Here is a 20,088-nt window from a genome sequence, read left to right on the forward strand (position 1 = left end):
AAGCGGGCATCGCCTTTCAGGGAGGCAGCTATGAAGTCGCACAGCGTTACGCGTCGTCTTCTAGTCCACGGCACTCACGATCTTTCCGCGGCCGAAACCGCGCGCAGAGCGGGCGCACAGACCTAGGCTCCGACCGCCCGGCGCAGCGATCCCCGCTTTCTCGGAGCGGCGGACCACACCAACAGTCGGGCGGCGACGGAAGTCGAGGCTTTCCGCAGAGGGTCAGCGCAGTCGATCGGCCGGTACCGACGGAGGACGTCGCGCGCCGATCGCAATTGCCCACGGCCCTTTCATCGACGTCGTGAATGGGAGGCAGGCAATGACAACAGTACAGGACGTTATCGCACGATCCTTCGGAAGCTCGCCGGACGCCATCGGACGCCGCCGGCTGCTCGCCCTCGCCGCCCTGGGCTTGGCGGCTGCGCCGCAGACCGCGTGGTCAGGAGCGCCGCAGGGCCAGCTCACCTGGGCGGTGCATTTCTCGCTGGCGCCGACCTGGTTCGACCCGGCCGAGACGCCCGGCATGATCACCCCCTTCCTGCTGATGTACGCCCTGCACGACGCCATGGTGAAGCCGATGCCGGACGGCCCCACCACCCCCTGCCTGGCCGAAAAGTGGAAGATGGCGCCGGATGGCTTGGCCTGCGAATTCACCGTCCGCGCCGGCACGAAGTTCCACAACGGCGAGCCGGTGACCGCCGAGGACGTGAAGTTCTCCTACGAGCGCTACCGTGGCACCTCGGCCGGCCTGATGAAGGAGCAGGTGGCGGCGATCGAGACGCCGGACGAGCGCACCGTGCGCTTCGTGCTGAAGAAGCCGTGGCCCGATTTCCTCACGTTCTACAGCTCGGCCACCGGCGCCGGCTGGATCGTCCCGAAGAAGTACGTCCAGCAGGTCGGCGAGGAGGGCTTCAAGAAGGCGCCGGTCGGCGCCGGCCCCTATCGCTTCGTCTCGTTCACGCCCGGCGTAGAGCTGGTCCTCGAGGCGTTCGACGGATATTGGCGCAAGCAACCAACCGTGAAGCGTCTGGTCTTCAAGGTGATCCCGGAAGAGGCTACGCGCCTCGCGGCCCTCAAGCGCGGCGAGGTCGATCTCGCCTACTCGATCCGCGGCGAGCTTGCCGAGGAGCTGACCCGCTCGCCCGGCCTGTCGCTGAAGCCGGTCGTCATCCAAGGCACGTTCTGGCTCTACTTCCCCGACCAGTGGGACCCCAAGTCGCCGTGGCACGACCAGCGCGTGCGTGACGCGGCGCGGCTGGCGATCGACTACAAATCGATCTCCGAAGCGCTGACTCTCGGCCATTCGCCGGTCACCAACAGCATCATCCCCGACAGCTTCGACTTCTACTGGAAGGCGCCAGCCGCGGTGTACGACATGGCCAGAGCCAAGAAGCTCCTGGCGGACGCCGGCCTGCGCAATGGCTTCGATGCCGGCGATTACTACTGCGACGCCACCTACGCCAACCTCGCTGAGGCGGTGATCAACAACCTTCAGGAAGTCGGGATTCGCGCGAAGCTCCGGCCGCTCGAACGCGCCGCTTTCTTCAGCGGCTACGGCGAGAAGAAGCTGAAGAACATCATCCAGGGTTCATCCGGCGCGTTCGGCAATGCGGCGACCCGGCTCGAGGCCTTCGCCGTCAAAGGTGGTGCCTATGTCTATGGCAGCTATCCCGAGATCGAAACCCTGTTTGCCCAACAGGCAGCCGAGCTCGACATGGCCAAGCGCACCGCCCAGCTGCATGGCATCCAGCGATTCCTGCACGAGCGCAGCGTCTACGCACCGATCTGGCAGCTCGCCTTCCTCAATGGCCAGGGCAAGCGCGTCGGCCAATCGGCGCTCGGCCTGATCCGCGGCCATGCCTATTCCGCCCCCTACGAGGACGTGACCATCAAGCAGCCCTGACACGACAGCGCCGGCGGCCTGCACAGCAATCGCCAACAGGGAGTGACCGCATGCTCTCCTCTCGCAGTGACCATCGTTCCCGCGTAACCCGCCCCATCGCCACACGGGCGACCCGCCGAGAGCTGCTCGGTCTCACGGCCCTCGGCGTCCTGGCCGCCGGCACGAAATCCGCCAGCGCCAAGGACAGCCGGCTCGTCTATGCCTCGCACATCTCGCTCGCGCCTACCTGGTTCGATCCGGCGGAAACGCCGGGCATCGTCACCCCCTTCATGCTGCTCTACGCGCTGCATGACGGCATGGTGAAACCGATGCCCGGCAATCCAACCGCGCCGTGCCTGGCGGAATCCTACAGCGCCTCGGCCGACGGGCTGGTCCACACCTTCGTGCTGCGCGCCGGCGCCAGGTTCCACAACGGCGCCCCGGTGACGGCGGAGGACGTGAAGTTCTCCTTCGAGCGCTATCGCGGCAATGCCGCGGGCTTCATCAAGGAGCGTGTGGCAGCGGTGGAAACACCCGATCCGCGGCAGGTGATCTTCCGTCTTCACAAGCCGTGGCCCGACTTCCTCAGCTACTACTCCAGCGTCACCGGCGCGGGCTGGATCGTGCCCAAGAAGTACGTCGAGAGCGTCGGCGAGGACGGTTTCAAGAAAGAGCCGATCGGCGCAGGCCCTTACAAGTTCGTCTCCTTCACCCCCGGCGTCGAGCTGGTGATGGAGGCGTTCGACGGCTACTGGCGCAAGACGCCCACCGTGAAGCGGCTGATCTGGAAGGTGATCCCGGAGGAAACCACGCGGCTGGCGGCGCTGAAGCGCGGCGAGGTCGACCTCGCCTACTCGATCCGCGGCGAGCTCGCCGAGGAATTGCTGCGCACGCCCGGCCTCACCTTGAAGCCGGTGGTGATCAACTCGCCCTTCTGGATCTATTTCGCCGATCAGTGGGATCCGAAATCGCCGTGGCACGACGAGCGGGTACGCCGTGCCGTGACGCTGGCGCTCGACCGCGACGGCATCAACCAGGCGCTCACGTTGGGCCATTCGCTGCTGACCGGCAGCATCGTGCCGAAGGACTACGACTACTACTGGCAGCCGCCGAAGATTCCGCACGATCCGGCGGCCGCCCGGCGCCTGCTGGCGGAAGCCGGCTTGCGCGGCGGCTTCGATGCCGGCGAGTATTTCTGCGACGCTTCCTACGCCAACCTTGGAGAGGCAGCATTGAACAGCCTGGCGGAAATCGGCATCCGCCTGAAGCTGCGCCCGGTCGAGCGCGCCGCCTTCGTCAAGGAATACTCCGAAAAGAAGTACCGCAACCTGATCCAAGGCGGCAGCGGCGCCTTCGGCAATGCGGCCACACGCATGGAGACCTTCGTCGTCAAGGGCGGCGCCTATGTCTATGGCAGCTACCCCGACATCGACGAGCTGTTCGCCCAGCAGGCGGAGGAGACCGATCGCACCAAGCGAGCGGCGGTCCTCCAGCGCATGCAGCAGCTGGTGCACGAACGCACGGTGTACGCGCCGCTCTGGCAGCTCGCTTTCATCAACGGCCAGGGACCGCGCGTCGACGACGCGGCTTTCGGCCTGATCGGCGGACACCCGTACTCGGCGCCTTACGAAGACGTTCGCCTGAAGAACGGCGCCTAACGAAGGCACGCTCCGCCCCCTCAAAGGACAAGGCTATGGCATGAAACAGTTCATCATCCGCCGCATCGGCTACTCGTTGCTGTCGCTGTTCCTGCTGTCGCTCACGATCTTCCTGTTCGTGCGGGTGACCGGCGATCCGATGACCCTGCTGGTCGAACCGGGCGCCCGGCCCGAGGACATCGAGGCCATGCGCCACCAGTTCGGTCTCGATCAGCCGCTGTGGGTGCAGTACTGGCTGTTCGTCACGAGCTTCCTCACCGGCGATCTCGGCCAGTCCTTCTACTATCGTACGCCGGTGCTGGAACTCTACTTCCAGCGCCTGCCCAACTCGCTGGTGCTGGCCGCGGTGGCCATGGTCCTGTCGCTGGCGATCGGCATCCCGAGCGGCATCCTGGCGGCGGTCCGGGTTGGCGGCTTCTGGGACAGCTTCGGCAAGACCTTCGCCCTGCTCGGCCTGTCGCTGCCGCAGTTCTGGGTCGGCCTGGTGCTGATCCTGTTCTTCTCGGTCTATCTCGGCTGGCTGCCGTCGTCGGGCGCCGGCGGCATTGCGCACCTGCTGATGCCCGCCTTCACGCTCGGCTGGTACTTCGCCGCCGCGCACATGCGGCTGACGCGCTCCTCGATGCTCGAGGTGCTGGGCTCGGAATACGTCAAGCTGGCCCGCCTCAAAGGCCTGCCCGAGTCCCTGGTGATCGGCAAGCACGCGCTCAAGAACGCGCTCATTCCGGTGATCACGCTGGCCGGCATCAACCTCGTGGTGATGATCAACGTCGCCGTCGTGGTCGAGACCGTGTTCGCCTGGCCGGGCATCGGTCGCCTGCTCTACGAAGGCATCACCTTCCGCGACTTCCCCGTCGTCCAATGCGTCGTGGTGATCGGCGGCAGCATGATCATCGTGGTCAACCTGCTGGTCGACATCCTCTACGCCATCATCGATCCTCGCATTCGCCTGGAGAGCTGACGACCATGACCGTCACCACGCCTCCCCTCGCCGCCGCTGCTGCGACCGCACCCGCTCGCACTTTCAAGCTGTGGCGCCTCGAGGGTTTTCCTTTGATCCCGGTGCTGATCCTGCTGTTCATCGCCTTTGTCGCGATCTTCGCCGACTTCCTGGCACCCTACGACCCGCAGGTCGGCAGCCTCGCCCGTCGCTTCCGGCCGCCCGCCTGGGAGGCGGGCGGCAGCATGGCGCACCTGCTCGGCACCGACCATGTCGGCCGGGACGTGCTGTCGCGCCTGATCTTCGGCGCCCGCGTGTCGATGGTCGTCGGAATCACGGCCGTGCTGGTCGCCGGCGGCATCGGCACCCTGCTCGGCATCCTGTCGGGCTATCTCGGCGGCTGGGTCGACCAAGTGGTCATGCGCATCGTCGATGCCTGGCTCGCCCTGCCGGCGCTCACCTTCGCGATCTTCCTCGCCGCCATCGTCGGCCCGAGCGAGCTCAACATCATCGTCATCCTGGGCGGCGTCTACTGGACGCGCTACGCCCGCGTCGTGCGCGGCGAGGTGCTGTCGCTGAAACAGCGCGAGTTCGTCCGTCTCGCCGTCGTCGCCGGCGCCTCGAAGCCGCTCATCATGTGGCGCCACATCATGCCCAACGTGATCAACTCGGCCATCGTGCTGGCGACCCTGATGCTGGGCGTGGTGATCGTCACCGAGGCTTCGCTGTCGTTCCTCGGCGTCGGCGTGCCGCCGCCCAAGCCGGCCTGGGGCCTAATGATGGCCGACGGCAAGAAGGGCTTGATGGTCGGCTACTGGTGGCTGACCGTATTCCCCGGCATCTGCATCATGCTGATGGTCCTGTCGGCCAACCTGTTGGGCGACTGGCTGCGCGTGAAGCTCGATCCCCAATTGCGCCAGCTGTGAGCCGCGACATGGCCAACAAGCTCCTGTCGCTGGAAAACCTGTCCGCACACTACGTTTCACAGCAGGGTACGCGTGTGGTGCGTGCTGTCGACGAGGTCACCCTCAGTCTCGATGCCGGCGAGACGCTGGGCATTGTCGGCGAATCGGGCTCGGGCAAGAGCACGCTCGCGCTCACCATCCTGCGTCTGCTGCCGCAGGCCGCCCGCATCGTCGGCGGGCGCATGATGTTCGACGGCGAGAACCTCACCGACAAGTCGGAAGCCGAGATGCGGCACGTGCGCGGCAAGCGCATCGCCATGATCCTGCAGGACCCGATGGCCTCGCTCAATCCGCTGTTCAGCATCGGCGACCAGGTCGGCGAGCCCCTGCGCGTGCACGAGGGCGCCAGCCGCTCCAGCGCCTGGCGGCGCGCCATCGAGCTGATCAAGTCGGTGCGCATCGCCTCGCCGCAGACCCGCGTCGCGCAGTTCCCGCACGAGATGTCGGGCGGCATGCGCCAGCGCATCGTCGGCGCCATCGGCATGTCGTGCGAGCCGCGCCTCCTGATCGCCGACGAGCCGACGACCAGCCTCGACCTCACCATCCAGGCACAGTATCTCGACCTCCTGCGCGAGTTGCAGCGCGCGCACGGGCTGGCGTTGATCTTCATCACCCACAATCTCGGCATCGTCGCCAAGATGTGCGACCAGCTCGCGGTCATGTACGCCGGCCGGGTGGTCGAGCAGGGGCCGGTGTCGCGCGTGTTCTCGCACCCGTTGCACCCCTATACCAGGGCGCTGCTGGGCTCGATCCCGCGCATGACCGAAGCGCGCGAGCAGCTTACCGCGATCGACGGCCAGCCGCCCGATCTCGCCAACCTGCCGGCCGGCTGCTCCTTCGCCGCGCGCTGCCCGGCCGCCTTCGCGCGCTGCCAGGTCGAGGCGCCGCCCGACTTCACCGTCGAGCCCGGCCGCAGCGCCCGCTGCTGGCTGGCCGTGCCGGGGGCGCAGGCCTCGATGGAGCAGACGATCCCGCTTTCCCGGAGTGCCGCGTCATGACCGCCGTGATGGAAGCCAAGGGCCTCAGCAAGCATTTCCAGGCCCGTCGCGGCCTGTTCGGCGGCAGCCGCGGCGTGGTCCGCGCGGTCGACGAGATCTCCTTCGCGATCGCGCCTGGCCACACCCTGGGCGTGGTCGGCGAATCGGGCTGCGGCAAGACCACGACCGCCAAGCTGGTGCTCGGACTCGAGGCGCCGAGCGGCGGCTCGATCCAGTTCGAAGGCCACGACCTCGCGACGCTCGACACGCCGGGCCAGCGGCGTTACCGCAAATCCGTCCAGGCGGTGTTCCAGGATCCGTATGCCTCGCTCAATCCGCGCATGCGGATCAGCGCCATTATCGCCGAGCCACTGGTCACCAACGAGAAGACGGAAGCCGTCGAGGTCCGCCAGCGCGTGCTCGAGCTGCTCGACCTGGTGGGCCTGCCGGAGCGTTCGGCCGATCTCTTCCCGCACGAGTTCTCGGGCGGCCAGCGCCAGCGCATCGCCATCGCCCGATCGCTCGTGCTGTCGCCGCAACTGGTCGTGCTCGACGAGCCGGTGTCGGCGCTCGACGTCTCGATCCGCGCGCAGATCCTCAACCTGTTGCGCAACCTGCAGACGCGGCTCGGCCTTTCCTACCTGTTCATCGCCCACGACCTCGCGGCGGTGGCCCACATGAGCCACGAGATCGTGGTGATGTATCTCGGCAAGATCGTCGAAAGCGGCGAGGCCCGCGCGCTCGCCCTCGAACCGAAGCACCCCTACACCAAGGCCCTGTTCGCCGCTGCCCTGCCGAGCCATCCCGACGAGCGGCGCGACGAGCCGGTGCTGCAGGGCGAGGTGCCGAGCCCGCTGGCGCCGCCGAGCGGCTGCCACTTCCATCCCCGCTGCCCGCACGCCACCGCCCGCTGCGCCCAGGAGGCGCCGCGGCTCAGGGCGGTGGAAGGCAGATTCGTGGCCTGCCATTTGTTTGATTAGGATTTTCCTCCCCAGCGAAGACGCTGGGGAGGGGGTCCTCCTCACTCCTGCGGATAGCGCCACGGCTTGTCGGGCTGGGGCACCGCCTCGTCGATCGTCCAGTGCGGCAGGGCCAAGCCCTCGGTGACGTCGGCATAAACCATGCGCACGCGCGAGCCGATGCCGATCTTGCGCACCTGGTCGGGTGGCGCCAGCCTGCCGTCCGGAGTCACCAGGTTGCCGACGACGCGCAGCGCCTCATGCTCGGTGGGCTTGCCCTTCTGCGCGTCGAGGTCGACCAGCAGGATCAGGTAGGGCGTGTGCTGACGGAAGGCCGGCTGGATGGCGTGATGCACCTCCGTATAGGAATGCACCGTGCCGCGCCCTTCGACCGACATCCATTGCGACTTCGGGCTGGCGCACCATGGGCAGGCGGTGGTCGGCGGATAGCGCAGCAGCCCGCAGGCGCTGCATCTCTGCAAATGGAAATCGTGCGCCGCGCAGTGCTTGAAATAGGCAAGGTTCTCGACGTCGAGGTCATTGATGTCGAGCGGCATGCCGAGATAGGTGGCCTGGATCGCCATGGTCGTTCTCCCTTTCTGCTCGCTCAGTCGTTCCGCATGACCATGGCCGACCCGGTTCCCGGGTTGGCCCAGCCCAGATTGGCCGTCAGCTCGCATTTCTTGACCTGGCGGCAGCCGCCCTCGCGATAGTCGTAGGTGTGCTGGCGCTTGCCGTCGGGCCCAATGGGGCACGAATCGTCGGCGTCGTGGCGCAGCTGGCGCACGTTCTCGATCACCATGTTCTGGCCGTGCGTGTAGCCCTCGCAGAGATGACCGCCGCTCGTGTTGTTGGGCCGCCGGCCACCCAGCCGGATCGTGCCGTCGCTCACATAGGCGCCGCCCTCGCCCTTCTTGCAGAAGCCGTAATCCTCGAGCTGCAGCATGGTGGTGAAGGTGAAAGCATCGTACGAGCCAGTGACGTCGATATCCTCCGGCCCGACGCCCGAGTTCGGCCACAGGATGTTGCGCGCATAATGGCCGGCGACGGTCGAGATCGGGCCGTGCTGGTAGTGCATGTCGGTGCGCGGCTTGTTGCAACGGCCGACGACGCCGCGGATCAGCACCCGGGGATGACGGCAGTCGCGCGCCCGCTCCGCACTGGTCACCACGATTGCCGTGCCATTGTCGGTCTCGACGCAGCAATCGAGCAGGTGCAGCGGCTTGCAGATGATGCGGCTCGATACGACTTCGTCGACGGTGAAGCGCTTCTTGTAGAACGCCTTGGGATTGTTCGAGGCGTGCTCGCTGTGGATCGCCTTGACGGCGGCCACCTGCTCGGGCCGCGTGCCGTAGTCGTACATGTGGCGCATGAAGGTCGGGCTGAACATCTGCCCGGCGCTCTGCCAGCCATAGGCGCGGCCGTGCAGGGCGTCACCGGAGACCGGCGCCGCCGAGCGCGCGCCGGTGCCGCCGATGCGCACCTGGGAGAAGCCGTTCATGGCGCGGAAGATCGCCACCGCCTTGCACATGCCGGCTTCCATCAGGCCGATCGCCATGCCGATCAGCGCCTCGGTCGACGAGCCGCCACCAAAAACGTCCATGTAGAAATTCGGCCGGATACCGAGGTCACCGGCAATGAACGTCGAGAAGGTCGAATCGCCCGACTGGTAGGACAGCATGCCGTCGATGTCGGACGGCTTCAGCCCGGCATCCTCAATGGCGTTGCGCACCGCCCAGGTCCCGAGCGCGCGCGTCGTGATGCCCGAGCCGCGCGTGTAAGTCGTCTCGCCGACGCCGACGATGGCGTACTTGTCGCGCAGGTATTTCGGGCTCGTGGTATCGGTCTCGGCCGGCATCGCCATGGCGTCTCCCCTTCGTGCATTCCGAACGGAGCCTATGATGGATACAGCCTGCTGTCAGGTCATGGGCTTGATGGCGGCGCCGTTCGCCCTGCAAACGGCTTGATCCTCCTCCCCAGCTTCGCTGGGGAGGAGAATGAAGCGCTTCGCTGTGGTACGACGGCGTCACGATCGAAGGGAAAGCATGTTCGACGGCAATCGCGTCACGGCGCACACACGCTCGCGCTATCCGATCTTCCAGTCGCCGATGACCTGGATCGCCCGGGCACCGCTGGTGACCGCCGTGTCGCAAGCCGGCGCGATGGGCCTGCTGGAGAACTCGATCCGCGACCTCGCCGTCACCAGGCGCGAATTCGCCGCCATTCGCGCCGCTACCAACCAGCCGTTCGGCGTCAACCTGCCGATCCGCTACCTGCAAATGGATCCCAAGGAGGAGAAGGCCATCATCGACTGGCTGCTCGGCCAGGGCATCCACTTCGCCACCACATCAGCGGGTGATCCGACGCGCTACACCCGTCTTCTCAAGGATGCCGGCGTCACGGTCTATCACGCGACGGCGACGCTGCGCGGCGCCGTCAAGGCAGTCGATGCTGGCGTCGACGGGTTGATCGTCGAGGGCGCCGAAAGCGCCGGCATCCGCAATCCCGAGGAAGTCCACACCTTCGCCCTGCTGCAAGCCGTACGCGAGAAGGTCGACGTGCCGATCGTCGCCGCCGGAGGTATCGTCGATGGGCGTGGCATGGCAGCGGCGTTCGCGCTCGGCGCCGAGGGTGTCACCATGGGAACGCGCTTCGTCGCTTCGTTCGAGAGCCCCGTCCACCTCAACTACAAGAACGCCATCGTCTCCGCGCCGATCACCGGCACGATCATGACCGACAATCCGCCGCGCGCCCGCTCGCGCGGCTTGCGCACGCCCTATTCGGTCGAGGTCAGTGAAGGCAAGCGCGAGCGCCTGCCACGCAACGCCACGCTCGACATGCTTTACCTCCAAGGTGATGTCGACAACACCTCGGGCGCCGCCGGCGAAAGTGCAGGATTGGTGCACGAGATCAAGTCGGTCCAGCAGATCGTCGATGACACGATCGCGAGCTTCTGGCGGGAGATCGACCGCCTGGCCGGGCTCCGTCCACGCTGAAAGCGCGTATTGCATTTGCGAATGCAACAAAGGCGAGATCGTGTCCTTTGTGAATCCAAGCTATGCGCAGGCGCAGATTGAACAGCGAGCGCCAGGGCTCTTATAGGAGTCAGCCAACGTACGAAGCGTTCGTACGACGGCCATCGGGATCCACTTCCCGATCCACTATCCGTCACTCTGAACTGCTGTGCTCTCTTGCAAGGAGTAAGGGCTATGTCTGTCGCTCAAGCTTCTGCCGTCAAGACCACGCGCGCCTTCGCGGTACGGCCCGGCGAGGTGTTCAGAAGATAGATCGTCGCGGCCGCGACGATGTCCCGTCGGCCGCTGGTGGGATTGCTTTACAATCCCACCGTTCCCATCGTGCTCGACGCCATCGGCGAGCGTGTCGACTTCATCGAGGTCGTCCCGGATCGCCTGTGGCACGATTTCGGCGTCAATGCGCGTCATCGGTTCCGCCGTTCCTTGTCCGCGGTCGAGGAATTGCGCCGCTACGCACAAGGCCGTCCCCTTGTCGGCCATGGCATAGGCTTGTCACTGTCCAGCGAGACGCCGCTCGACGAACGGCTGCTCGATGAAGTCCTGGCCTCGCATCGAACGTTGAGATATCGCTGGTACAGCGAGCATCTCGAGGTGCTCCTGAAGTCGGACCGAAGCGCGCCGGAGACCCATGCGGGCATCGCGCTGCCGGTTGTGCTCGACGACGACTTGCTGGAGCTGGTCGGAGGCAAGGTGCGGCGTCTCGGGGAGGCGCTGGGCACACGGATTCTCCTGGAGAACAGCACGATGCTGCCCACCGCGCTCGACCAGGACATGAGCGAACCGGAGTTCTTCAACCGGCTCCATCGCCAGACCGGCTGCGGGATGCTGCTCGATCTGCACAACCTCCATGCCAGCACACGCAATCTCGGCGTTTCCGCCGATGAATATCTTGCCGAGCTCGACCCCGATCTCGTCGTCGAGATCCATCTCGCCGGCGCCGATCGCACGTTCGAGCTCCCTGCCGATTCACTGTCTCGTCCGATGCTGGACGAAGCCTGGCAGTGGGCCAACACGTGGGCCCCGCGGTTTCACAACCTCGCGGCGATCACGTACGAGTATCGCGAATCGCATCACCGCCGGCACGGCCTGGGCGGCATCGGCCGCGAGCTGGAGCTGATGCGCGACCTGGCCGCCGGGATCGGCGAATCGCGCGCCTCGGAGATGATCTGAACTGAGTCAAGAATGATCGCGCGGGATGGTGCAGTCCCACGATCGGCGGCAGACCTCGTCCGGCCCTTCGAGGGCGCGCAGGGAGGCCTGAAGCAGGAATGCCTCCCGCGTGCACGAAAGCCGCATGGAGGTTTCGACGCGGACCTGCCAGTCGTCGCGGGCGAGCGTCTGGGACCGCTGCATCTCGGCGACGGCGCTCAGCGGATCGTCGTCCGAGATGTCGAACTTGAATCGGCCTTCGGTTCCCAGCTCGAGACCGACCCGCTCGATCCGCACGACGCCCGGGCCGACGGCGGTCGGCCGCTCGGGCGTTGCGGTCTCCGGCTCCGGCAGCGACGACAGGGATGCGTCCACGCCCTCGGCCGGGCGCTGCGGCAGGTCGAGCGCGCCCGCCAACACGGTCACTGTCGACGCCTCCGGGCTGGGCCAGATCATCGGCCAGTAGGCCGTCGACAGCGCAAGCCGGATCCTGTGGCCGGCCGGAAACGTTGCGCCGGCGTCGTTGAGCTGGACGCGCACGCGGTAACGTTCGCCCGGCACCAGCGGCGCAGGCGACTCGTGCCCGTCGCGGTGCGTGAGGTTGAGGATGCCGAAGCTCACCCGCAGTGATTCGCCCGAGGGAAGGACATCGCATAGCCGAACCACGAGGTTGGCGACCGGCCGGTCGGCCATGAGCTCGAGCGTGACCACGGGCGCGCCCAGGATCTCGAATATCTCGGCGAGCGGCTCGGTCTCGAAGACCAGCGAGCGCGAATCGTCCTCGCGCTGGTCATCCGCCTGGTCGGCGGCGCGGCCGAACGGACACCAGTTTCCGGCATGCTTGCCGACCGTTTGCGACGAGCAGATATCGCGTGAAGTCAGCGGTGCGCGCTCGGACCGGAGGAGACCATCGTCGCAGAGATGCAGCCGCAAGGGCTTGCGATTCACCGGTGGCCAGATCGACTCTCCTACCCAGCGGCCGGGGAGTGTCTCGTGATAGGTTGCCGGCTTGACGCTGTCGGTCATCCAGGCGCGCAGCATGGGCTCGGCCATGACGCCGGTGTCGATGCCCTTCAGCCAATGATCCCACCAGCGCAGCATCTCCTGCAGGAAGCCGATCTGCGGGCCGGGCATGGCGAAATGGGGGTAGGCATGCGCCCATGGCCCGATCAGCCCCTTGCGCGGCACCGAGAGATTCTTCAAAAGGCGCGTGATGGCATTGGTATAGCCGTCGGTCCAGCCGCCAACCGCATAGACCGGACACTGGATCGCCTGGAAATCCTCGCACACCGAGCCGTGGCGCCAATACGAATCGCGGCGCTGATGGCGGGTCCACGGCTCGAGGAAAAGCGGCACGTTCTCGAGGCGCTGCAACCACATCTCCCGCCAGCGGGCGCCGACAAGTGCCGGATCGGGCGGCAGGCACATCGCCCCGAAGAAGAACGAGGCCCAGCCGAAGCCAGCCGTCAGCTTGGCCCCACCCATGTAGTGCACGTCGTCGGCGTAGCGATCGTCGGTCGAGCAGATCGTCACGATCGCCTTCAGCGCCGGCGGCCGGCGCGCCGCGACCTGCAGGCCGTTGAAGCCGCCCCATGAGATTCCCATCATGCCGACCGCGCCGCTGCACCACGGCTGCCCAGCCAGCCAGGCAATGATCTCCAGCGCATCATCCTGTTCCTGCGGGGCGTACTCGTCGGTCAGCAGCCCATCCGAGTCGCCGCTGCCGCGGATATCGACCCGCACGCCGGCATAGCCGTGACCGGCCAGGTACGGATGGGTGAGCGAATCACGCTCATAGGTTCCATCGCGCTTGCGATAGGGCAGATACTCCAGGATCGCCGGGACCGGATGCAGCTCGGCATCCTCGGGAAGCCAGATGCGGGCGGCGAGCTTCGTGCCATCGCGCAACGGGATCAGCGTGTGCTCGATGACACGTACGGGGCGGGGGAACTCGGTGACGATCACCATCAGGACGTCAGCCCGGTCAGATCCAGGCTGAGCGCGCGCAACTTGCGCCGCGCCTCGGCGTCGTAGGCCTGGCCGTTGGCGCGTGCCTCGCGCAACACATTGAAGTAGAGCCCGCTGCGGCCCGCCAGCGCGGGCGATGTGGCGAGTTGGAGGATCGCTTCGGCGCCGTCCTCGACCCGGCTCATCGGCGACACGCCGGCCTGACGAACCATGGTCGTGTTCATGTAGGTCGAGGGATGGAGGGCGTTCACGATCACTCCCGACCCCTCGAGCTCCGCGGCGAGGTCGACGGTGAACAGGATCTGCGCGAGCTTGCTCTGGCAGTAGGCTGCGACGCCGCTATACTGCCGCGTCAGCATGACATCGGAGAAGTCGATCGCCTGCTGGCCGGCGGAGGAGACATTGACGATGCGGGCCGGCGTACTCGCCTTGAGCAGCGGCAGCAGCAGATGGGTGAGCAGGAAGCCTGCCAGGTAGTTCACAGCGAAGCGCAGTTCGTGGCCCTCGGCGCTGGTCTTGCGACCGGGGGCATTGCCGGCGCTGCCGATCCCGGCATTGTTGATCAGCAGGTCGAGGCGATCGGTCGTCGCCCGGACCGCCTCGGCGAGGCGTCGGACCTCGGCCAACGATGCGAGGTCAGCGGCAAGAAAGGTAGCCCCGCCCTGCTCGATCTCGCGCACAAGGGCCTCGCCCCTTGCGCGATCACGGCCATGCACCAGCACGCGCCAGCCATCCGTGCCCAGTGCGCGCGCCACGACGCGCCCGACTCCGTCGGTCGCGCCGGTGATCAGCGCGGTCCGTCCCCTGCTCTCGGCCATGCCAACGTCCTCCTGGCCAATCCGCGTTTCCAATCCCGCCAGTCAACCCTGGCCAGCCGGCTCATGCCAAATGCAATCCTTCTGCACTTTTTCCAACATTCCCACCGCTGGTGTGTATAGTCTTCCTGCCTATCCTAGTTCTTGATTGGTGCCATGACCGCATTCGACTTCGTTGCTGTGGGACAGCCGGTTCGATGATCACCCGCAGAGGCGCGATAGGCGGCATGCTCGCCTTGACTGCGCCCGGCCTCGCGGCGTGCGGCAGTGCCTCGCGTGGGCCTGTCCCCAAGGTCGAGACGTCAGCTTCGCATCCTGGCGTGCCCGGCCTCGATGCGGTGATCGATATAAGCCACAACGTGTCGGTCACGGACTTCAACGCGGTGCGTCGCAGCGGGATTCTCGCCGTCCTCCACAAGGTGAGCGAGGGCGGCGACTGGTTCGATCCCTCGTACGCCACGCGCAAGCGTCAGGCCGAGGCGGCCGGCCTCTTGTGGGGCGGCTATCATTTCGGCACCCGGCAGTATTCCGGGGTCGAGCAGGCCAGAGCCTTCCTGTCGGCGGCCCAGCCTGGGCCAGCCACCTTGCTGGCGCTCGATGTCGAGCCCAACGAACGCAACCCGCGCAACTCGATGACGGTCAGCCACGCCGAGGCGTTCGTCCAGACGGTCTTCCAGGCGACCGGGCGGATGCCGCTGGTCTACACCCATCCCCGCTGGGCAAACGGAGACAAGTACGGCCGCGCCGGCCTGCGGCTGAATCCGCCGATCGGCCCGCAATCCCTCCTTGCGCGCTGCGATCTCTGGGTCGCCGACTATCGCGAGGAGCCCGAAGTGCCGTACGCCTGGGCAAACAAGGGCTGGCGCCTCTGGCAGTATGTCGCCGACGAGACCGACGCCGACGCCGCCTACGGCACCGTGCCGCGCGCGGTCGCCGGAGTAGGCCACTGCGACCGCAACCTGTTCAACGGCAATGCGAACGCGCTCTACCGCTATTGGGGCGCCAAGGCCTGACAGCCGCGTCGTCGCCGTCACGCCGCGCTGTCAGCTCTCGCCGATAGCCGCGATGATCTTGGCCGAGCTCGTCACCCAGCCGAAGATGCCGCCCTGGGCCTTGATCATCTTGAGCCCCATTTCCTGGAATTCGGGAAAGTACGAGCCGACGCAATCCTCGGCGACCAGGCAGTCGTAACCGCGGTCGTTGGCTTCGCGCACCGTGGTGTTGACGCAGACCTCGGTCGTGACGCCGGTCACGACGAGCTGGCTGATGCCGCGGTTCTGCAGGATCGACTGGATGTCGGTGGCGTAAAAGGCGCCCTTGCCTGGCTTGTCGATCACCGGTTCGCCCTGTTCCGGATGGAGCTCGGGGATGATGTCGTGACCCGCCTCGCCGCGCACCAGGATGCGCCCCATCGGGCCACTGTCGCCGATCGTCGTCTCGCCGCGCCCGCGCAGCTTCTTGGATGGCGGCAGATCGGTCAGGTCGGGCCGATGGCCTTCGCGCGTGTGGATCACCATTAGGCCGGCGGCCCGCCAGGCAGCCAGCAGGCGACGGTTGGGCTCGATCGTACGACGCAGCTGCGACACGTCGTTGCCCAGCATCTCGCCAAAGCCGCCCGGCTCGAGAAAGTCGCGCTGCATGTCGATGATCACGAGCGCGCAGCGCGCCGGCACAAGCTCGAAGGCGTAGGGTTCCGCGTTGACGAACGACACCTTGTCCTGCACCGCAGGCTCCTCCAGCCTTGGCCGCTGCTGTCGGTTACCGTGCAAGCGCTGTGCCAAGCTAGTCCAACGTGACACGGTAGCGACTGATCGCAAGCGCCGAAACGATGAACAGCATCAGCACCAGAGCGGCGAGCTCGACGGCAACGTCGGAAGCGCCGGCGCCCTTCAGCATGACGCCGCGCACGATGCGCATGAAATGCGTCGCCGGCAACGCCTCGCCCAGCCACTGCGCCCATTGCGGCATGCCGCGGAAAGGAAACATGAAACCCGACAGCAGGATCGAAGGCAGCAGCACGAAGACCGACGCCTGCATCGCCTGCAGCTGGTTCTGGCTCACCGTCGAGATGGTGAAGCCGATCGCAAGGTTCACGGTGATGAACAGGGCCGTGCCGAGACCAAGCAGGCCCGGATCGCCTTCGATCGCAACATCGAAAAGCATGCGAGAAACCGCCAAGATGACGATCACCTGGACCGAGCCGATGGCGACATAGGGCAGGATCTTGCCGATCATGACCTCGATCGGCCGGACCGGCGTGGCGAGCAGGTTCTCCATCGTGCCGCGTTCGCGTTCGCGGGTCACGGCAAGCGCCGTCATCATCACCATGGTCATGGTCAGGATGACCGCCAGCAGGCCGGGCACGATGTTGAGCCGCGCCTTGCCCTCCGGGTTGTAGCGCCGCTGGATGACGAGCTCGACGCCGCCCGGCTTGCTCCGCAGGCCGGCCAGGGGGCCGACCAGGTCGCGGGCGAGCGCCTGATCGAGGGCCGGCTGCACCGCTGCCAGCGGATTGGCCGCGGCCAGGGGATCGGTCGCATCAGCGTCGATCAGGATCTGCGCGCGCTCGCCGCGCACCAGGCGGCGCGTGAAGTCGGACGGAATGGTGACGACGAACTGCACCTCGCCGGCCTGGAGGAGCTGGCTCGCCTCGGCCTGCGAGGCCGGCCGGCGGGTGACGGTCATGTAGCCTGTGCTCTGCAATGCCGCGACCACCGTGCGCGTGACCGCGCTGTCGTCGGCCGCTATGATGGCAGTCGGCAGATGATGCGGATCGGTGTCGATGGCGTAGCCGAACAGCAGCAGCTGCATGATCGGCACGCCGAACATCATGGCGAAGGTCAGCCGGTCGCGCCGCAGCTGCTGCACCTCCTTGACGATGATGGCGATGAGACGCCGCCAGAAGGTGCCGGTCATGGCTTTTCTCCTTCCTCCCCAGCTTCGCCGGGGAGGTGTCGCCGTCTTATGGCGACGGAGGGGTCATGAAGCCGCGAGCGCGTCACTCCTGTGGCGCCTTCTTCGCTTGCACACGTGAAGATGCGCCACGGAGCGGCGCGCTCCCGGCGCATGACACCTCCGCAGCGAAGCCGGGGAGAAGAAGCGAACCCGCTCGTCACGACGTCACCGCATTGTCAGTCGCCTGGCCCATCAGGTGAATGAAGACATCCTCGAGAGTGGGTTTGGCTTCGGTCCAGACGAGATCCCTAGAACGGAAAGACGCGATGGCGGCGAGCAGCGCGTCGCGCTCGGGTCCGGAGACGTGCAACGTGGTGCCGAAGGCGGCGGCGGCCGTCACGCCCGGCACGTCGCGCAGTTCGTGCGCCAAGCGGTCGGCGCCTGGACCGGTGGCGATGAGCGAGCTGAGGCCGGACGCGGCGATCACGTCCTCGGCGGTGCCGCGCGCCATCAGCTGGCCGTAGGCGATGTAGGCGATCTCGTGACAGCGCTCGGCCTCGTCCATGTAGTGCGTCGACACGAGCACCGTGATGCCCTGTGCGGCATAGGCATGGATCTCGTCCCAGAAGGCACGCCGCGCCTTGGGATCGACGCCGGCGGTGGGCTCGTCGAGCAACAGGAGCTTGGGCTCGTGCAGCACGCAGGCGGCAAGCGCAAGCCGCTGCTTCCAGCCGCCGGACAGCGAGCCGGCGAGTTGGCGCTGGCGGGTCGCCAGGCCGAGCTGCTCGAGCGATCGGTCGACGCGCTCGCCGAGCCGGTCGAGGCCGTAGACGCGGCCGACGAACTCGAGGTTCTCGCGGATGGTGAGATCCTCGTAGAGGCCGAATCGCTGGGTCATGTAGCCGGCCTGGCGCTTGATGGCGTCGCGCTCGCGCACGAGGTCGTGGCCGAGGCAGGTGCCGCCGCCGCCGTCGGGCGTCAGCAGGCCGCAGATCATGCGCAGCGTCGTCGTCTTGCCCGAGCCGTTGGGGCCGAGGAAGCCGCAGATGCGGCCCTGCTCGATCTGCAGGTTGACCCGATCGACCACGGTGCGCGGTCCGAAGCGCTTGACCAGGTCGTGGACATCGATGGCGAGCGGCATGGCTCCCTCACTTGGCCAGCGGCGCAACGCTCACCGGCAGGCCGGGCGGCAGCGCCGTCGTCGGCGCATCGGGCCGCGCCTCGACCAGGAACACGAGCTTGGTGCGCGCACTTTGCGAGTAGATCACCGGCGGGGTGAACTCGGCGCGCGGCGAGATGTAGATGATGCTGGCCGTGAGGCCGGGCGGGCAGGTATCGCAGGCGAAGCTCACCGTGTCGCCAGGCTTCGCCTTGGCGATGTCCTCCTCCGGCACGAAGAAGCGCAGCTTGACCCGTTGCGGCGGCAGCAACGACAGGACGGCCGTGCCGGCCGGCACCCATTCACCGACATTGAAAAAAGTGTTCTCGACCAGCGCATCCTCCGGCGCGACCGGCATCAGATCCTCGAGCTTCTTTCGTGCCTGGTCGAGGTTGGCCTCGCCCTGCACCACCAACGCCCTGGCCGCATCGATCTCGTCCGGACGGGCGGCGAGATTGGCGACTCTTTCCTGCGCCGCAAGCGAGGCCAGTCGCGAGCGCAACTGGCGCGCCTGCGATTCCGACTGCTCGTAGGCCTGGCGTGTGCCATAGCCGCGCGCCACCAGGTCGGATTGGCGCTTGAGCTCGGTCTCGGCCATGACCAGCGCCGCCTCGGTCTCGCGCTGCTGGCTGCGAATCACGTCGAGCTCCTCTTGCCGCTTGCCAGTCAGCAGATTCTCGTAGCGCGCCTTGGCTTCGGCGAGGGCGGCCTCGCTGCGTGCCACCTCGGCCTTGGCGACGACCGGGTCGATGACGAACAGCCGATCGCCCTTCTTCACCCGGTCGCCGCGATTGACCGGCCGTTCGATCAGGCGACCGGCGCTCGGCGGGGCGATCAGGCTCGTTTCGCCTTCGACGTAGCCCAGGTATCGATTGTCATCGGGCGACAGGCCGAGCAGCGGCTCCCACTGATCGCGCGTCACGTAGGCCGTGCCGGCCAGCAGCACGACCATCATCGCGACGATCGCCCGGACGGGTGGACGTTTCATGACGGCCCCTCCGGCGCCGGCCGCAAGGCATGCAGCATCAGGTCGGCGTGATGGCGCGCGAGGCCGCGCACGTCGAGCTTCTCGCCGCCGATCGGCTCGAACACGGTCTTCCACACCATTCCGAGCAGCATCGGCGCAACCAGCGACCGGACCGTGAGTCCTGGGTCGACCCGGCGGAACTCGCCGCTGGCCACGCCACGCGCGATCAGGCCTTCGAACAGGGGAACGCCGCGGCCGATCACCTCCTTCAGGTAGAAGCGGCCGATCTCGGGAAAGGCGCGCGACTCGGCGATCACCAGCTTGGCGATCGAGGCCATCGGCGTCTCCTCGACGCGGCTGGCCATGAAGTCGAGGATGGCGGGGATCAAGGCCGCCACCGGCCCGCGATGGGCCTTCGCCAGGGTTTCGACCGTGCCGATGTTGGCGCTGACGGTCTGCCGGATGACGCCCTGCAGCAGGGCGGTCTTGTCGTCGAAGTAGAGATAGATCGCAGCTTTGCTGAGCCCCGCCCGCTCGGCGACGTCGTCGAGCCGGGTGGCGGCAAATCCCTTCTCCACGAACAGCGCCAACGCGGCGCTCAGGATCTCTCCTGGCCGTTCGGCAGGCGCGCGACGCTGCTTGGCGGCTCGCTTCATCGTTATTACTTACCGGTTAGTAAGTATTTGGTCAAGCTAGCAAGAAGCGTGCAAAAAGAACCT

At 66.7% G+C, this 20,088-nt stretch carries 18 protein-coding genes; 9 read left to right on the forward strand and 9 right to left on the reverse strand.

What is annotated here, in order from left to right; translation table 11 throughout:
• Positions 1 to 319: 319 nt before the first annotated feature.
• The 6 genes from ACILR9_RS01235 to ACILR9_RS01260 are packed head-to-tail and all read left to right on the forward strand — an operon-like array spanning position 320 to position 7,402.
• On the forward strand, positions 320 to 1,903 hold the full coding sequence (locus ACILR9_RS01235) for an ABC transporter substrate-binding protein (protein WP_395708051.1): 1,584 nt from the start codon (positions 320 to 322) through the stop codon (positions 1,901 to 1,903).
• A 50-nt stretch (positions 1,904 to 1,953) separates the two neighbouring features.
• On the forward strand, positions 1,954 to 3,540 hold the full coding sequence (locus ACILR9_RS01240; RefSeq protein WP_395708052.1) for an ABC transporter substrate-binding protein: 1,587 nt from the start codon (positions 1,954 to 1,956) through the stop codon (positions 3,538 to 3,540).
• Between the two features lie 40 nt (positions 3,541 to 3,580).
• Positions 3,581 to 4,501, forward strand: coding sequence for an ABC transporter permease (locus ACILR9_RS01245; protein ID WP_395708053.1), 921 nt, complete (start codon positions 3,581 to 3,583; stop codon positions 4,499 to 4,501).
• Between the two features lie 5 nt (positions 4,502 to 4,506).
• Positions 4,507 to 5,406: an ABC transporter permease gene (locus tag ACILR9_RS01250; protein WP_395708054.1), complete on the forward strand. Its 900-nt coding sequence runs from the start codon at positions 4,507 to 4,509 to the stop codon at positions 5,404 to 5,406.
• A gap of 8 nt (positions 5,407 to 5,414) precedes the next feature.
• Positions 5,415 to 6,443 (forward strand): ABC transporter ATP-binding protein, encoded by a 1,029-nt coding sequence (locus ACILR9_RS01255; RefSeq protein ID WP_395708055.1) that lies wholly within the window; start codon positions 5,415 to 5,417, stop codon positions 6,441 to 6,443.
• On the forward strand, positions 6,440 to 7,402 hold the full coding sequence (locus ACILR9_RS01260) for an ABC transporter ATP-binding protein (RefSeq protein WP_395708056.1): 963 nt from the start codon (positions 6,440 to 6,442) through the stop codon (positions 7,400 to 7,402). The genes ACILR9_RS01255 and ACILR9_RS01260 overlap by 4 nt, the downstream gene beginning before the upstream one ends.
• A 41-nt stretch (positions 7,403 to 7,443) precedes the next feature.
• Here the strand turns inward: ACILR9_RS01260 and ACILR9_RS01265 are convergent, their stop codons facing one another.
• Entirely contained in the window at positions 7,444 to 7,965 is a 522-nt protein-coding gene (locus tag ACILR9_RS01265) for a Zn-ribbon domain-containing OB-fold protein (protein ID WP_395708057.1), read from the reverse strand.
• Positions 7,966 to 7,988: 23 nt separating this feature from the next.
• A complete protein-coding gene (locus ACILR9_RS01270; RefSeq protein ID WP_395708058.1) occupies positions 7,989 to 9,245 on the reverse strand; it encodes a thiolase C-terminal domain-containing protein in 1,257 nt (418 codons plus the stop codon).
• Positions 9,246 to 9,426: 181 nt separating this feature from the next.
• On the opposite strand from ACILR9_RS01270, the gene ACILR9_RS01275 reads away from it, so the two are divergent.
• Positions 9,427 to 10,377: an NAD(P)H-dependent flavin oxidoreductase gene (locus tag ACILR9_RS01275; RefSeq protein ID WP_395708059.1), complete on the forward strand. Its 951-nt coding sequence runs from the start codon at positions 9,427 to 9,429 to the stop codon at positions 10,375 to 10,377.
• Between the two features lie 309 nt (positions 10,378 to 10,686).
• On the forward strand, positions 10,687 to 11,586 hold the full coding sequence (locus ACILR9_RS01280) for a DUF692 family multinuclear iron-containing protein (RefSeq protein ID WP_395708060.1): 900 nt from the start codon (positions 10,687 to 10,689) through the stop codon (positions 11,584 to 11,586).
• 6 nt (positions 11,587 to 11,592) lie between these two features.
• Here ACILR9_RS01280 and ACILR9_RS01285 read toward each other — a convergent pair whose 3' ends face one another.
• Positions 11,593 to 13,533 (reverse strand): CocE/NonD family hydrolase, encoded by a 1,941-nt coding sequence (locus ACILR9_RS01285; protein WP_395708061.1) that lies wholly within the window; start codon positions 13,531 to 13,533, stop codon positions 11,593 to 11,595.
• Entirely contained in the window at positions 13,533 to 14,351 is an 819-nt protein-coding gene (locus ACILR9_RS01290; protein ID WP_395708062.1) for an SDR family NAD(P)-dependent oxidoreductase, read from the reverse strand. The genes ACILR9_RS01285 and ACILR9_RS01290 overlap by 1 nt, the downstream gene beginning before the upstream one ends.
• Positions 14,352 to 14,545: 194 nt before the next feature.
• Between ACILR9_RS01290 and ACILR9_RS01295 the strand changes: the two genes are divergently transcribed.
• Positions 14,546 to 15,361, forward strand: coding sequence for a glycoside hydrolase family 25 protein (locus ACILR9_RS01295; protein ID WP_395708063.1), 816 nt, complete (start codon positions 14,546 to 14,548; stop codon positions 15,359 to 15,361).
• A 30-nt stretch (positions 15,362 to 15,391) separates the two neighbouring features.
• Here ACILR9_RS01295 and ACILR9_RS01300 read toward each other — a convergent pair whose 3' ends face one another.
• The 5 genes from ACILR9_RS01300 to ACILR9_RS01320 form a co-directional block, all read right to left on the reverse strand.
• Positions 15,392 to 16,072: a cysteine hydrolase family protein gene (locus ACILR9_RS01300; RefSeq protein WP_395708064.1), complete on the reverse strand. Its 681-nt coding sequence runs from the start codon at positions 16,070 to 16,072 to the stop codon at positions 15,392 to 15,394.
• A 58-nt stretch (positions 16,073 to 16,130) separates the two neighbouring features.
• The gene (locus ACILR9_RS01305; RefSeq protein ID WP_395708065.1) at positions 16,131 to 17,264 is read right to left on the reverse strand and encodes an ABC transporter permease; all 1,134 of its coding nucleotides are present in this window, start codon (positions 17,262 to 17,264) and stop codon (positions 16,131 to 16,133) included.
• A gap of 196 nt (positions 17,265 to 17,460) precedes the next feature.
• Positions 17,461 to 18,384, reverse strand: a complete 924-nt coding sequence (locus tag ACILR9_RS01310) for an ABC transporter ATP-binding protein (RefSeq protein WP_395708066.1) — start codon at positions 18,382 to 18,384, stop codon at positions 17,461 to 17,463.
• A 7-nt stretch (positions 18,385 to 18,391) separates the two neighbouring features.
• Positions 18,392 to 19,390 (reverse strand): HlyD family secretion protein, encoded by a 999-nt coding sequence (locus ACILR9_RS01315; RefSeq protein WP_395708067.1) that lies wholly within the window; start codon positions 19,388 to 19,390, stop codon positions 18,392 to 18,394.
• The gene (locus ACILR9_RS01320) at positions 19,387 to 20,025 is read right to left on the reverse strand and encodes a TetR family transcriptional regulator (protein WP_395708068.1); all 639 of its coding nucleotides are present in this window, start codon (positions 20,023 to 20,025) and stop codon (positions 19,387 to 19,389) included. Before ACILR9_RS01320 ends, ACILR9_RS01315 begins: the two co-directional genes overlap by 4 nt.
• Positions 20,026 to 20,088 lie beyond the last annotated feature (63 nt).

Origin of the sequence: Reyranella sp. (assembly GCF_044224635.1) — a bacterium.
Taxonomy (GTDB): domain Bacteria; phylum Pseudomonadota; class Alphaproteobacteria; order Reyranellales; family Reyranellaceae; genus Reyranella.